At 65.4% G+C, this 14,322-nt stretch carries 12 protein-coding genes; 6 read left to right on the plus strand and 6 right to left on the minus strand.

Annotated elements, in window-relative coordinates; all coding sequences use genetic code 11:
* Positions 1 to 91 precede the first annotated feature (91 nt).
* Positions 92 to 2,197: a RelA/SpoT family protein gene (locus AC13EK_RS18430; protein WP_004210474.1), complete on the plus strand. Its 2,106-nt coding sequence runs from the start codon at positions 92 to 94 to the stop codon at positions 2,195 to 2,197.
* 67 nt (positions 2,198 to 2,264) lie between these two features.
* Here AC13EK_RS18430 and AC13EK_RS18435 read toward each other — a convergent pair whose 3' ends face one another.
* Positions 2,265 to 2,609, minus strand: a complete 345-nt coding sequence (locus tag AC13EK_RS18435; protein ID WP_483022319.1) for a hypothetical protein — start codon at positions 2,607 to 2,609, stop codon at positions 2,265 to 2,267.
* Positions 2,610 to 3,040: 431 nt separating this feature from the next.
* Here AC13EK_RS18435 and rplJ point away from each other — a divergent pair, with 431 nt between their 5' ends.
* The 3 genes from rplJ (at position 3,041) to AC13EK_RS18450 (ending at position 5,594) form a co-directional block, all read left to right on the plus strand.
* Complete coding sequence (gene rplJ, locus AC13EK_RS18440; RefSeq protein ID WP_037506115.1) at positions 3,041 to 3,556, plus strand: 50S ribosomal protein L10; 516 nt, start codon at positions 3,041 to 3,043, stop codon at positions 3,554 to 3,556.
* A 72-nt stretch (positions 3,557 to 3,628) separates the two neighbouring features.
* Positions 3,629 to 4,003 carry a 50S ribosomal protein L7/L12 gene (rplL, locus tag AC13EK_RS18445; protein WP_004210471.1) on the plus strand — a complete coding sequence of 125 codons (375 nt, stop codon included), beginning with the start codon at positions 3,629 to 3,631 and terminating at the stop codon, positions 4,001 to 4,003.
* Positions 4,004 to 4,172: 169 nt separating this feature from the next.
* Complete coding sequence (locus AC13EK_RS18450) at positions 4,173 to 5,594, plus strand: carboxylesterase/lipase family protein (RefSeq protein ID WP_069336693.1); 1,422 nt, start codon at positions 4,173 to 4,175, stop codon at positions 5,592 to 5,594.
* Between the two features lie 15 nt (positions 5,595 to 5,609).
* Here the strand turns inward: AC13EK_RS18450 and AC13EK_RS18455 are convergent, their stop codons facing one another.
* Positions 5,610 to 7,049, minus strand: a complete 1,440-nt coding sequence (locus AC13EK_RS18455) for a porin (RefSeq protein WP_069336685.1) — start codon at positions 7,047 to 7,049, stop codon at positions 5,610 to 5,612.
* Between the two features lie 143 nt (positions 7,050 to 7,192).
* Here AC13EK_RS18455 and AC13EK_RS18460 point away from each other — a divergent pair, with 143 nt between their 5' ends.
* Complete coding sequence (locus tag AC13EK_RS18460; RefSeq protein WP_069336686.1) at positions 7,193 to 8,701, plus strand: ABC transporter substrate-binding protein; 1,509 nt, start codon at positions 7,193 to 7,195, stop codon at positions 8,699 to 8,701.
* A gap of 65 nt (positions 8,702 to 8,766) precedes the next feature.
* Positions 8,767 to 9,189 (plus strand): DUF4112 domain-containing protein, encoded by a 423-nt coding sequence (locus AC13EK_RS18465; RefSeq protein WP_010336734.1) that lies wholly within the window; start codon positions 8,767 to 8,769, stop codon positions 9,187 to 9,189.
* A gap of 6 nt (positions 9,190 to 9,195) precedes the next feature.
* Here AC13EK_RS18465 and AC13EK_RS18470 read toward each other — a convergent pair whose 3' ends face one another.
* Genes AC13EK_RS18470 through AC13EK_RS18485 form a run of 4 tightly spaced genes read right to left on the minus strand, consistent with a single transcriptional unit; the run spans position 9,196 to position 14,321 of the window.
* Positions 9,196 to 9,903 carry a ribonuclease T2 family protein gene (locus AC13EK_RS18470; RefSeq protein WP_069336687.1) on the minus strand — a complete coding sequence of 236 codons (708 nt, stop codon included), beginning with the start codon at positions 9,901 to 9,903 and terminating at the stop codon, positions 9,196 to 9,198.
* Entirely contained in the window at positions 9,896 to 10,750 is an 855-nt protein-coding gene (gene nadC, locus AC13EK_RS18475) for a carboxylating nicotinate-nucleotide diphosphorylase (protein WP_069336688.1), read from the minus strand. Before nadC ends, AC13EK_RS18470 begins: the two co-directional genes overlap by 8 nt.
* Positions 10,747 to 12,873, minus strand: a complete 2,127-nt coding sequence (locus AC13EK_RS18480; protein ID WP_069336689.1) for a prolyl oligopeptidase family serine peptidase — start codon at positions 12,871 to 12,873, stop codon at positions 10,747 to 10,749. Before AC13EK_RS18480 ends, nadC begins: the two co-directional genes overlap by 4 nt.
* 32 nt (positions 12,874 to 12,905) lie before the next feature.
* A complete protein-coding gene (locus tag AC13EK_RS18485) occupies positions 12,906 to 14,321 on the minus strand; it encodes a phospholipase D-like domain-containing protein (RefSeq protein ID WP_069336690.1) in 1,416 nt (471 codons plus the stop codon).
* Between the last annotated feature and the right edge of the window lies 1 nt (position 14,322).

The following is a 14,322-nucleotide window of genomic DNA, read 5'->3' on the forward strand; positions in this document are numbered from 1 at the left end:
CGTTGCAAAAGTTGCACAAAGGCAACCCAAATCACACAGATCGGGATTTTTTTGTTGCGCTGCAAGGCGCTTCCCACACAATCGGGAAACGATGCTACGTCAATATGAACTTGTCGAACGGGTAAAGCGCTACGATCCGGATGCGGATGAAGCGATGATCAACCGCGCTTATGTCTTCTCCGTCCAGAAGCATGGCAGCCAGAAGCGCGCCAGCGGTGACCCCTATTTCAGCCATCCGATCGAGGTCGCTGGTATCCTGACCGACTTCTATCTGGACGACCAGACGATCGTGACGGCGCTGCTGCACGACACGATCGAGGATACGCTGGTCACCTATGACGAGATCGAGGAGGCGTTCGGCAAGGATGTCGCCCGCATGGTCGACGGCGTGACCAAGCTCTCCAAGATCGAGGCCATGTCCGAAAATGAGCGGGCGGCCGAAAATCTGCGCAAGTTCCTGCTCGCCATGTCGGACGATATCCGCGTGCTGCTGGTGAAGCTGGCCGACCGGCTGCACAATATGCGCACGCTGCACTTCATCAAGAATGAGCAGAAGCGCCGCCGCATCGCCAAGGAGACGATGGACATCTATGCCCCGCTGGCGGAGCGGATCGGCATGTATGACTTCATGCGCGAGATGCAGCTTCTCTCGTTCCGCGTGCTGGAACCCGAAGCCTATGACAGCATCACCAAGCGGCTGGAGCAGCTGAAGGAAGGCGGCCATGACAAGGTCGACCGGATCGGCGCGGAACTGCAATTGCTGCTGGGCGGCCATAATCTGTCCGTCACCGTGTCGGGCCGCGAAAAGCATCCCTATTCCATCTGGAAGAAGATGCAGGAACGGCACATCAGCTTCGAACAGCTGACCGACGTCATGGCCTTCCGCGTCATCACCGAAACGACCGAGGATTGCTATCGCGCGCTCGGCGTCATCCACCAGACCTTCAAGATGGTGCCGGGCCGGTTCAAGGATTATATCTCCACCCCCAAGCGCAACGGCTATCGCTCGCTGCACACCACGGTCATCCATCAGGAAAATGCCCGTATCGAGGTGCAGATTCGCAGCCGAGACATGCATAATGACGCCGAACTCGGCCTCGCGGCGCACTGGGCCTACAAGCAGAAAGGCGACGCCACCGACCAGAATGCCGCCTGGCTGCGCGACCTGGTCGAAATCCTGGAACAGAGCCAGGATGCCGACGAGCTGCTCGAACATACCCGCATGGCGATGTACCAGGATCGCATCTTCGCCTTCTCGCCCAAGGGCGAGCTGCACCAGTTGCCCAAGGGATCGACCCCGGTCGATTTCGCCTATGCCGTCCACACCTCGCTCGGCAACCAGACGGTCGGGGCGAAGGTGAATGGCCGGGTGGTGCCGCTGCGCACCAGTCTCGAAAATGGCGATCAGGTCGAAATCCTGAAATCCGCCGGCCAGGAACCCCAGCCCGGCTGGCTCAGCTTCGCCATCACCGGCAAGGCGCGCGCCGCCATCCGCCGCTTCATCCGCCAGAAGCAGCGCGGCGAGGAAGTGGCGCTGGGCGAAAAACTCTATGAGGAAATCATCGGCCGCTTCTCGCCCGAACTGGCGAGCGAGCTGGGCGACAAGGCGCTCAACGCCGCGCTCAAGCGATTGAAGCTGGAGGATCGTGCTTCGCTGATGGTGGCGATCGCCACCCATCGCCTGCTCGATTCCGAAGTGATGGAGGCGCTGATCCCCGGCTCCACCAGCGGTCAGGAACTGGAGGAAGCCCATCCGCGCCAGCATGCTCCGGTCTCGATCCGCGGCCTGACTCCGGGCATCGCCTACAAGCTGAGCGAATGCTGCCACCCGGTGCCGGGCGACCGCATCGTCGGCATCCGCCGCACCGGCGAGCCGATCGAGGTCCACACCATCGACTGCCGCACGCTGGAGGCGGGCCAGGACGACGACTGGGTCGATTTGAGCTGGGACAGCAAGTCCAAGGGCGGCACCGCCCGGCTGCAGGTCATCGTCAAGAACCAGCCCGGCGCGCTCGCCGCCGTCGCCAATGTGTTCGGCGCGACCAAGGCGAACATCCTCAACCTGCAACTGGTCAATCGCGAAGGCCCCTTCCACACCGACATCATCGACCTGGAAGTGGCCGACGCCCAGCATCTGAGCCGCATCGTCTCGGCGCTCCGTGCCCTCGACACGGTGGTGCAGGCGGACCGGGTCTAGGACAGAATCAGCGGTGGGGGACGGCGTCCTCCACCGCCAATCGCCGCATTATGCCGGGATCGATACGCTACAATATGTAGCATTGGCGAAATTCACACCAAAAGCTCTCGGCCAATTCCCGCTCATGCGACAAAATCCGCTGCTCGCGGCTCATAGAAAAATAGCTGGGCGGAACTTGCTCCGCCGACCAATTACGGTCGGACAGCCGCTCTGCCGCAGCACGCAATTCGGCGGGGCAGGCATATCCCAGCGCGTTGACCTCACGATCATCGAGTGGACGCCAGTTCTTCACCTTGCGAACGACCGGTGCCATGCAATCATGCCAGGCAATTATAGCGACAAGCGATGCCCGCTCATCCGACGGCATATCCGACAAATCTTCGGGTTCGGCATAACCGGCACTGCCCAACATCGTGCAGCAGAATGCGCTAAGCGCCACATTCACCCAAATATGCATAGCATCATCATGCTATCGCCCGCCCTACGAGGACACAATGCCGTTGCGCAATCGCAACCGTTCCTCGCCAGATTCCACGCGCCAGATTCCGCGTGACAGCGTGGCCCAAAATCTGTAGGAGCGCCCGCAGCAGACCCGTGGCTCACGCCATTGGTCTTCCGTCCGAGACAGTTGGTGAAGGGAATTTGCCCTTCTTAATCTCCAGCCTAGACGGGGAAAAGTTCTTTACCGGACGGGCCACGCGCCCGATTCGGGTCTGCCTGATTTCCTTTTCGAGGATATGGGCCAGTCGACCTCTCCCCTTCGGACTTAACTGCCCCATGGCTTGCCATGGGTTTTAGCCGTTCGCGTGGCGCAAGCGACGCGGACATGAAGTGGAGAATGGCATGGATCGTAATCAGAAATCTGAGGTCGTCTCCGCGCTGAACGCTCAGCTGGCAGAAGTTGGCGTGGTCGTCGTGACCCGCAACCTCGGCATGACCGTCGCTCAGTCGACCGTCCTGCGCCAGAAGATGCGCGACGCCGGTGCGTCCTACAAGGTTACGAAGAACCGCCTCGTCAAGATCGCCCTCGAAGGCACCGACTATACCGGCATCAGCGACCTGCTGACCGGCCCCGTCGGCCTCGCCTCGTCGGTCGATCCGGTTGCAGCCGCCAAGGTTGCAGTCGATTTCGCGAAGACCAACGACAAGCTTGAGATCGTTGGCGGCGCGATGGGCGAAGTGCTGCTCGATGCGGAGGGCGTCAAGGCCCTGGCATCGATGCCGTCGCTGGATGAACTGCGTGCGAAGCTGGTCGGCCTTCTGGTCGCCCCGGCTACCAAGCTCGCAACCGTCACCCAGGCACCGGCTGCGCAGCTTGCGCGCGTCTTCAACGCCTATGCGGAGAAGGAAGCGGCCTGAGCCGCCCCTCATCCTCATTAACTTTTGAACCTCATTTGTTCGGGGCGATCGCCCCTTAGAAGGAATTGAAAAATGGCAGACATCAACGCTCTGGTCGATCAGCTCTCGGCCCTCACCGTCCTCGAAGCCGCTGAGCTGTCGAAGGCTCTGGAAGAAAAGTGGGGCGTTTCGGCCGCCGCTGCTGTCGCTGTGGCCGCTCCGGCTGCTGGCGGCGCCGCTCCGGCTGCTGAAGAGCAGACCGAATTCGACGTGATCCTGACCGGCGACGGTGGCAAGAAGATCAACGTCATCAAGGAAGTCCGCGCCATCACCGGCCTGGGCCTGACCGAAGCCAAGGCTCTGGTCGAAGGCGCCCCGAAGGCTGTCAAGGAAGGCGCCAGCAAGGACGAAGCCGAAAAGCTGAAGAAGCAGCTGGAAGAAGCCGGCGCGACCGTCGAGCTGAAGTAAGCTGTTGCGGCCTTGCTTCGGCAAGGCCCGGCTTCCTGGCTCCGGCCAGAGAAATAGGGGGTGGTGCCTTCGGGCGCCGCCCCTTTTTCTTTGTCGGATCAAGCCGATTGATTTCCGCGCCATATTTGCCTCTATTCCCGCCCACAGAATGGAATGGAGGATGCAGGCGATGCGGCGGACCACTATCATCGGGCTGGGCGCTCTGTTGCTCGGCACCAGCACCCTTGGCACAGCGCCCCTCGCCGCCCGCTCCCCCACGCCCCAGCCGCAAATGGTCCAGACCGAAGCGGGAATCGTCCATGGCGCGCTCGACGCCGGGGTGGAAAGCTGGAAGGGCATTCCCTTCGCTGCGCCGCCGGTCGGCGACCTGCGCTGGCGCATGCCCCAGCCCGTGGCCCGCTGGCAGGGCGTGCGCGAAACCACCGCCTATCGCAACGACTGCATGCAACTTCCCTTCCCCAGCGACGCGGCCCCGCTTGGCACCCCGCCGGCCGAGGACTGCCTCTACGCCAATGTCTGGAAGCCCGCCGGCGCCAGCGCCAAGCTGCCGGTCCTGTTCTGGATCTATGGCGGCGGCTTCGTGAATGGCGGATCGTCGCCGCCCACCTATTCGGGCGCGGCGCTGGCGAAGCAGGGGCTGATGGTGGTCAGCTTCAACTATCGGCTCGGCCGCTTCGGCACCTTCGCCCACCCCGCCCTTGCCGCCGCAAACGAGGACAAGGGCCTTACCGGCAATTACGGCCTGATGGATCAGGTCGCGGCGCTGCAATGGGTGAAGCGCAACATCGCCCGTTTCGGCGGCGATCCCGCCAACATCACCATCATCGGCGAAAGCGCGGGCGGCATGTCGGTCCATGCCCTGCTGACCTCGCCTTTGTCACAGGGCCTGTTCCAGCGCGCGGTCATCATGTCGGGCGGCGATGGCCAGATGATGGGACCAAAGGACGGCAGCGCCACCACGATCGGCGAAGCCTTTGCCGCGACCAAGGGGATCAAGGGCAGCGACGTCGCCGCGCTCAAGGCGTTGCGCGCCCTACCCGCCGATCAGGTGATCGACGGCCTCAACCTGGAAGGCATGTTCAAGGGCCAGCTCGGCCCCTACAGCCCGCCCTTCCCCGACGGCCGGATCGCGGTCAATCCCGCCGCCGCCTATGCCAGCGGCAACTTCACCCATGTGCCGGTGATGGTCGGCGCGACCGGCGCCGACATTGGCGGCCCGACCGGCTTCATGGTCGGTGGCGCCCGCACCGTCGCCGCCACGCTCGCGGCGGCGAAGTTGCCGGTCTATGCCTATCGCTTCGACTATGTCGCCACTTCGGTGGGCAAGCCGGGCGCCGGCCATGCCACCGATATCCCCTATTTCTTCGACACCCAGGCGATCAAATATGGCGCCGCGACCACGCCGCGCGACAATGATATGGGCCGCACCATCAGCGCCTATATCGTCAATTTTGCGCGCAGTGGCGATCCGAACGGCACCGGCCTTGCCGCCTGGCCACGCTATGATGCGAGCGAGGACCGGATCATGCTCTTCAACCCCGACGGCAAGGCCGCAGCACAGAAGGATCCGCTACCGCCGGTCACGCCCTGACAGGGGCATGGCCGGTCAGTAGTTCCACTGCACCTGGGTGCGGATCAGATTGCCTTCCGCCCGGCCGGTGCGGCGTTCGTCGGCTTCGGCGCGCTTCATGCGGGCATAGGCGAAGGTGAATTCCAGCGCCTTCCACGGCTGCCATTCCACACCCAGTTCGAACTCGTCGGTTTCCAGCCGCGGCGCATTGGTGCCGGCCTTCCACCCGCCGCGATAATGCTGCCAGCGGGCATAGGGCATCAGCGCACCGATCGTCTCGGTCGGCAGGCGATACATCATCTGGACATAGCCACCGCTCAGATTCTTGGTCTCGATCGACTGGCTGTCCAGGTCATATTCCGGCCCCTTGCCCCAATTCCATTCGGCCTGGATGCCGAAGGGCTGGGGATAGAGAATGGCGTGCAAGCCGACGCGATCATCGTCATAGGCGATCGTGCTGACGCCGCCGCTGCGCAGTTCGGGCTGCACATCGTTCATCATCGCCGATCCGCCGATTTCCAGCACCTGCCCCTCAAAGGCACCGCCCAGCCCGTCCAGTTCGAACGGCCAGGTCGCGAACGCCACCTTCATCAGTCCGCGATTCTGCTCGGTCCGATTGGTACCCTGCCCGTTGAAGACGCCGACGCCGAACGCGCCATAATTGCCGAACAGCTTCTGCCCGTCATGCCCCAGCCGGTCCCAGATCTGCTGCACCGATGTCGGCGTATAATAGCCGACAATGCCCAGATCGCGCTCGCTCGGCACCGCGCTGTTGATCGCATCGCTGCGGTCCAGCGTCAGCCGGTTGGACGAGGACTGCATATTCTCCCAGCCGAACGGCACCTTCGACTGACCGAAGCGCAGGCGAAAATTCTTGTCCTTGTCGAGGAAGACGTCGGCATAGGCATCGCGCAGCTGGACGAAGCCCTCGCGCCGTTCGGTGCCCGCCTGGTTGTTCACCGCCGACGCGAAATCGGACTGGAGATAGAGCGACACCCGATCGGACACATCGCCCTGCAGCACCAGCCGCGCCCGACGCAGCGAAAAACCGCCCCGGTCCGAGATCGAACTGTCATGGGGGGAACGCAAACGGGACTGGCCGGCCGGCGCCGTGTCGTCGCCCGACAAGAAGGCGTTGTAGCGCATCTGGGTATAGCCGCGCAGCGACAGCTTCTCATACCAGGCCTTGGACTTGGGCGCCTCGGCCGACACCGGGACGGCCGCCGGCGCAGCCGGTGCAGCGGCAAGGGCGACGGGCGCAGCAGGCGGCGAAGCGGCGTCCACCGCGGGCGCTGGCGCAGCCGCCACCGGCTGCGTGCCCTTGTTGGCGGCCAGTGCGGCGGTCAGCGCCTGCACCTGCGCCTTGAGTTCGTCGATCTGGCGCTGCAAGGCCGCATTATCCTGCGCCTGTGCCGGCGTGGAGATCATCAGCGTCGCCAGCGCGGTGCCGGCGGCCAGTCGCAATCGGAGCGTCATTCCTGTCCATTCCCCTGTTTCGGGGACGCCAGTATGAATCTTATGTTACATCGCGGCGTCTTTCAGATGTCGGTTTTGTGACATCGGCAAAAGCGCCGATCGCGGTTGGCGGCGGCGCCCCATCGGGCTAAGCCCATTCCTGCATGTTCGCCGTCCCGCCTCGCCTGCGCGCCCTGTCGCGCCGCGCTGCCCTGATCGCCGGGGCCAGCCTAGGCCTCGCGCTCGGCAGTTGCTCCGACGAAGGCAGCGGCCCTGTGGTGGTCAGCGTCATCGGCAGCCGCACCGAACTTGCCAAGCCCTTGCAGAATCTGCCCAATCCGGCGGCGAAGCTGATCCTGGAGGCCACCGCCCAGGGGCTGGTCGCCTTCGATGCCGGCGGCGACATCCTGCCCGCCCTCGCCCAGCGCTGGGTCGTGGAGGATGACGGGCGCAGTTATATTTTCCGCCTGCGCCGCGCCTTCTGGGCCAATGGCGCCCGCGTCACCGCGCCCGATGTCGCCCGCATGCTGATGGCGCGGGCCGATATGCTGCGCCAGCTCGACCCCGACGGACCGCTCGACGCGGTGCAGGCGGTCGTGCCGATGACCGGTGAGGTGATCGAGATTCGCATGGCCGCCGCCCGCCCCTATGTGCTGCAGATGCTGGCCCAGCCGCAAATGGCGGTGCTGTCGCGCGACGGCGGCACCGGCCCCTATCGCAGCGTCTGGCGCAGCGGCGCGGCGATGCTCGCCCCGGTCGATCGCCTCAGCGGCGACGATGCCGACAGCGATGAGGAGGAAGCCGGCGTCCCCGCCTGGCAGACCCGCGTGCTGCGCGCCGAGCGTGCGTCCCTAGCCATCATCCGCTTCCGCGAGAAACAGTCGGCGCTGGTGCTGGGCGGCCGCTATGCCGACCTGCCCCTGCTGGTGCCCGCCGGCATCGATCGCGACGCCGTGCGGATGGACCCGGTGCAGGGACTGTTGGGCCTTGCCGTCACCGGCAAGGGCGATCTGCTCGACGATGACGGTGTGCGCGCCGCGATCAACATGGCGGTCGATCGCAACCAGTTGCTCCAGATGTTCCCGCTGGGCGGCTGGGCGATCAGCGAGCAGTTGCTGCCCGGTCAGCTCGACCTGCCGGTGGCGCCGCCCACGCCCGCCTGGGTCGGGCAGGCCATGGATGATCGCCGCGCACAGGGCCGCGCCATCATCGACCGCTGGCGTGGCACCCATGGCGATCCGCCGCCGCTGCGCATCGCCCTGCCAGCCGGCCCCGGCTCCACCCTGTTGTTCGGCCTGTTGGCGCGCGATCTGGGCGCTATCGGCCTTGCCGCAGAACGGGTCGACCTGGCCGAAAAGGCGGACCTGTCCCTGATCGACGAGGTCGCCGCCTATGACAGCGCGCTCTGGTATCTCGGCCGCATCGGCTGTGCCCGCAAGATTCACTGCAGCCCGGAAGGCGAAGCCGCGCTGCAGGCCGCCAGCCTCGCCAGCACGGCGGAGGAACGTGCCGCCCGCGTCGCCCAGGCGGTAGGCCTGATTCAGGGCCATGATGGCTATATTCCGCTCGGCGCACCAATCCGCTGGTCGCTGGTGTCGAAACGGCTCAGCGGCTTTCTGCCCTCGCCGCGTGGCCGCCACCCATTGAACCATCTCTTCCGCAGCACCAACTAAGGCTCTGCGCCCTTTTTGCCGCGCCGGACGTCATCCGGCAGCACGGGGCTTTGGAGAGTGATGGAATGCCCGTTTCGGCCAAGCAGTTCGATGACCTTGTTCGTGACATGCCCGGCTTCGGCCGCGACCCCGCCTCGATCCGGCGCCGGATCGAGATGATGGAGGCCGTGCTGGAGGGGCTGTTTGTCATCCCCGGCACGAAGCGCCGGGTCGGCATGGACAGCCTGATCGGTCTCGTTCCCGTCGTCGGCGACATCGCGACCGCCGCCATGGGCGCCTGGATCGTGTGGGAAGCCCGCAATCTCGGCCTGTCGAAATGGCAGCTCACCCGTATGGCCGCCAATGTCGGCGTCGACACACTGGTCGGCGCCATTCCCTTCGCCGGCGATATCTTCGACTTTCTCTACAAGTCGAACACGAAGAATCTGCGCATCATCCGCAAGCACCTCGATCGCCACCATCCCTCGACAGTGACGATCGACGGTTAATCCCGGTCAGCGACGCGGCTCGATGCGCAGTTGCGCCCGGTCGCGCACGCCGCCCTGTTGCGGCGGACAGGCCATGTAGCGATATTTGCGGTCCATGCAGATCCACACTTCGCTCAGCGCGCCGTCGCGGCTGACGTTCAGGCGGATGCCATCGGCGACCATGCCCTTGTTCTGTGCCGCGAACGCCTTGGCGAAATCCTGTGCCGACAGGGTCGGCCGCTGTGCCAGTGCATCCATGTCGGGGAAACGCACCGCCTGATAGAGCTTGCGCGACAGGGCAAAGAATTTGGTCGGCGTGGTCGGCATGCAGGTGCCATGCTTGACCCACTCATGCTGGATCAGCTGCACCGAAGGCGTCGAACAGAGATGCTCGCGGATCACCTTGCGCGGCAGCGGTGCGGCCGGCTTGCAATATTGCGGCCATTCCTTGCCATAGCCGTCGGGCCACAGGCCATGCAGGGTGAAACCGAAATCATTGCCCGACCCGCACTGGAAGGCATCGCGGGCGCCGCCGCGCGATGTCTTGCAATATTGCGGGCTCCAACTCACGGCCAGCGTGTAATAGCCGATCGGCAGCACGCGCTTGGGCTCGTCGGCGCTCGGCCCCTCCACCTGCGGGCGGGCGATGATCTCGGGCAGGCGGCACTGATTGGCCTGGGCATGGGCGATGCCGGGCAGCAGCAGGGCGATCAGGGGCAGCAGATATTTACGCATGGGAAAAATCCAGTCCGATGTCGGCGGCAGGGGCAGATTGGGTGAGGCGGCCGACGCTGATATAGGTGACGCCGGTGTCCGCCTTGGCGCGGATCGTCTCCAGCGTGACGCCGCCCGACGCTTCGGTCGGCACCCGTCCGCCGACCAGGGTGACGGCGCCGCGCAGTGTGGCTGCATCCATATTGTCGAGCAGCAAATGGGTCGCCCCGGCGGCCAGCGCCGGCTCGATCTGGTCGACCCGGTCGACCTCGACGATGATCTGGGCGATGCCGGCGGCGACCGCACGGCGCGCCGCCTCCTCGACCGATCCGGCGACAGCGACATGATTGTCCTTGATCATCGCCGCATCCCACAGGCCCATGCGATGATTGGTCGCGCCGCCCATGCGGGTGGCATATTTCTCCAGCCGACGCAGGCCGGGGATCGTCTTGCGCGTATCCAGCAAAGTCGCGCCCGTGCCCAGGATCGCGTCGACATAGGCGCGCGTCATGGTGGCGATGCCGGTCAGATGCTGCACCGTGTTGAGCGCCGAACGCTCGGCCGTCAGCAGCGCGCGCGCCTTGCCCCGGATGCGCATGATGTCGGTCCCCGCCGCCACGTGGTCGCCATCCCGGTGCAGCAGCTCGATCTCGACATCGGGGTCGAGCGCCCGGAAGAAGGCGACCGCGATCGGCAGGCCGGCCAGCGTCACCGCGTCGCGGCTGTCCATCACCCCGTCGAAGATCGCGTCGGCCGGGATCACCGCCTCGCTGGTGACGTCGCGCCCCTCCGGCCCCAGATCCTCAGCCAGCGTCGAAGCGACAAAGGCGTCGAGATCGAAGCCCTCCAGGGTGAAAGCCGTGCTCACTTCTTCTTCTCCACCAGTTCGCGGGTGAGGAAGGCGTGCAGCAGCGCCGCGCGCACCGCATCCTCGGCATGGTCGGCGCCGACCGAATGGCCGCCCTCGCGATATTCATGATAATAGACCGTGCTGCCGGTCGCCTTCAGCTTCGCCGCCATCTTGCGCGCATGGCCCGGATGCACCCGGTCATCCTTGGTCGACAGGTAGAAGAAGGCGGGCGGATAGTGCACCCCGGTCTTCACATTCTGATAGGGCGACCATCGCTGCATGAACGCCCAGTCCGACGGCACATCGGGATCGCCATATTCCGCCACCCACGAGGCGCCAGCCGACAAATGCGAATAGCGCTTCATGTCCTCCAACGGCGACCCGGCGATCACCGCGCCATAAAGGTCGGGCCGCTGGGTCATCGCCGCGCCCACCAGCACGCCGCCATTGGAGCGGCCGGAAATGCCGATATCGCCCTTGGTCGACACCCCGGTCTTCACCAGATCCTCGGCCACCGCCGCCAGATCGTCGAACGCATTCTGGCGCTTCTCGCGCAGCGCATCCTGATGCCAGGCCGGGCCATATTCGCCACCGCCCCGGATATTGGCGAGGACATAGGCATTGCCATCCTCGACCCAGAACAGACCCAGCGGCCCGGCGCGATAGGGTTCGGTGGTGAGGTAGGTCGGCGTCTGCGCCGCGCGGAACCCGCCATAGGCATGGATGAAGGCCGGGACCGGCCCCGTCACGCCCTTTTTGCGCGCCAGGAAATAGGGCACTTTCGTCCCGTCCTTCGATGTGGCGAAGCGCTGCTCCACCACGAACTGGCTGGCGTCGAAGCGCGCTGGCAGTTGCTGGATCGTGTGCGCCGGCCCCTGCGCCCCTGCCACCATCAGGCTGGGCGGGGTCAGCATCCCCTCGACCGAGGCGAAGACCCGGTCGCCCTTGTCGTCGGTGCCGACCAGATGGACCGTCGCCTTGTCGGCCAGCGGCACCGAACGGCTGGTCCAGCGGCCGGTGGCGGCATCGCGGGTCATCGCCAGCAGCGCGCCCGACACATTGTCGAGCTGCTTCACCCACAGGATATTGTCGGTGGTGCGCACTTCCTCGACCACGGTGGTCGCGGTCGGCTTCAGCACCACCTGCGGCGCCCCCGCCTTGCCCGCCGCCACATCGGCGATCGGCCAGGACACCAGCGATCCGGTCGGAATATCGCCCAGCGGCTTGTTCAGCAGCACGATCATCTGCCCGCCGATCAGGCCGCGGAAATCGGCCGTGTCGGGCACCGGCGTGCGGATCAGCTGGCCGTTCGCGCCCTCGAGATACAGCTCATTGGTATAGAAGGTCAGCGCCCGGTCGATGAAGACCCAGCGCTTGGCCCCATCCTGCTCGACGCGCGGCCGCACCGAAATGTCGCTGTCGACGCCTTCCTTGACCAAGATCGCCGACGACAATGGCGTGCCCCGCTTCCAGCGCTTGACGATGCGCGGATAGCCCGACGCGGTCAGCGATCCCGCGCCATAGTCGGTGCCGACCAGCAGCGTGTCCTTGTCCGCCCAGGCGACGTCGCTCTTGGCTTCGGGCAGGGTAAAGCCGCCCTCGACGAACTTGCCGGTGGCGAGGTCATATTCGCGCACCACATCGGCATCGGTGCCGCCCGCGCTCAGCGAGATCAGGCAGCGGCTGTAATCGGGCGCGAGGCAGTCGGCGCCATGCCAGACCCAGCTCTTGCCCTCTGCCTTGCCCAGCGCATCGACGTCGATGATCGTCTTCCAGTTGGGCTTGCCGGCGAGATAGGAGGCCAGGTCGCTCGACCGCCACAGGCCGCGCGGGTTCTTCGCGTCGCGCCACAAATTGGTGACCCGGTCGCCCATCACCTTGTCGGGGACCGCAATCTGGCTTTCATCGTCCAGGATCGCCCGCGCCCGCGCCCGGTCCGCCTCGAACCGCGGACTGGCGCGCAACAGCTTCTCCGTCTCGCCATTCCACTGCTCGACCTGCGCGATCGCCTTGGCGCCCTCGATATCCTCCAGCCAGAGATAGGGATCGTCGCCCGTGGCGGGCGCGGCGGCGATCAGGGCAGGAGCGGAAGCGATGGCGATCGCCATCAGGGCGGAACGGAGCGTCAGCTTATGTCTCATGGCCCGATGCGATAGGCGATGATGCGGGGCCGTTACAACAGCGAGCCGACCATCCGCGCGACATTTTCCGCAACCTTGCGATAGAGCGGCCGCGCCCGCCATGTTTCGCGATCCAGCGTCTCCGCCCGCGCCATGAAACGGCGCTGCACCAGCTCCACCGCCGCCACCGTTTCCGCGTCATAGATGAGCAGGCTCGCCTCCTCGTTCAGCTCGAAACTGCGCATGTCGACATTGGAGGAGCCGACCACCGCCAGCCGACCGTCGATGCTGACCGTCTTGGCATGGACGAATTCGGGTCGATGAGCGTGGATGCCGATGCCCGCCGCCATCAGCTCGGCATAATAAGAGGCCTGCGCCGCATGGACCAGCCACTGGTCCACCGGCTTGGCCACGATCAGGTCGACCTTCACCCCGCGCACCACCGCTGTGCGCATCGCATCGACCAGATCATCGTCGGGAATGAAATAGGGCGTCACCAGCATCACATGGCTGCGCGCCTGGTGCAGCTGCCACACCAGTAGCGTCTTGAACCCCTCCAGCGGATAGTTGGACCCGCTCGGCAGCAATTGCGTCACCGCGTCGCCGACCGGCTCGGGAATGACCACAGGCCCCTCGGGCAAGCGGTGCGTCTCCATATACCAGTCGGCGCGCGCCAGCGCCTCCAGCTCCGCCACCACCGGCCCGGCCACCCGCGCCACCAGTTCCTGGTTGACGATGCCGGGCTTGAAGTCGCGCGTGACGATATTCTGCGATCCGACATGGCCGATCACCCCGTCGATCACGAACAGCTTGCGATGGTTGCGCATGTCGCGCCTTGTTCGCCCGCGGATCCAGCGGAACGGCAGCGCAGCGCACAACTCGACGCCCGCCGCGGTCAGCATCGCTTCCATCCCCTTGCGCCAGGGCCGCGATCCGACCGGATCATACATCACCTGCACGGTGACGCCCCGCTTCACCGCCGCGCCCAGCGCATCGGCCACCCGCCGCCCCACCGCATCGTCGGCAAAGATATAGACCAGGATGCGCACGCTCTGCCGCGCGGCGTTGATGTCCGCCACCAGCCGGTCGATCGCGACGATATAGTCGAAGATCAGATCGACCCGGTTGCCGCCGGTCGCCGGCATCTTGCCCAGCTTTGCGGCGAGGTCGACGATCGGCGCACGATCAGGGTCGGGTGATGGCGCATGGGGCAGCAGCCGCGCCGCAATGCCGCCGAACCAGGGATCAAGCTCGCCGAATCGGGCGCGCCGCCATTCGGGGAAACGCGGGCTGCCGATGATCCAGAACAGGATCAACCCCGGCACCGGCAGGAAGAAGATCAGCAGCAGCCAGGCCCGCGTCGCCGCCGGCGTCCGGCGAAAGGGGACGGCGATCAGCGCGCCGATGCGGATCGCCCATTCGAGGCAATAATAGAAAAGGCCGAAGTCGCTGTCGGGGAGGTTGACCATG

It is taken from the genome of Sphingobium sp. L-44 (genome assembly GCF_056859495.1).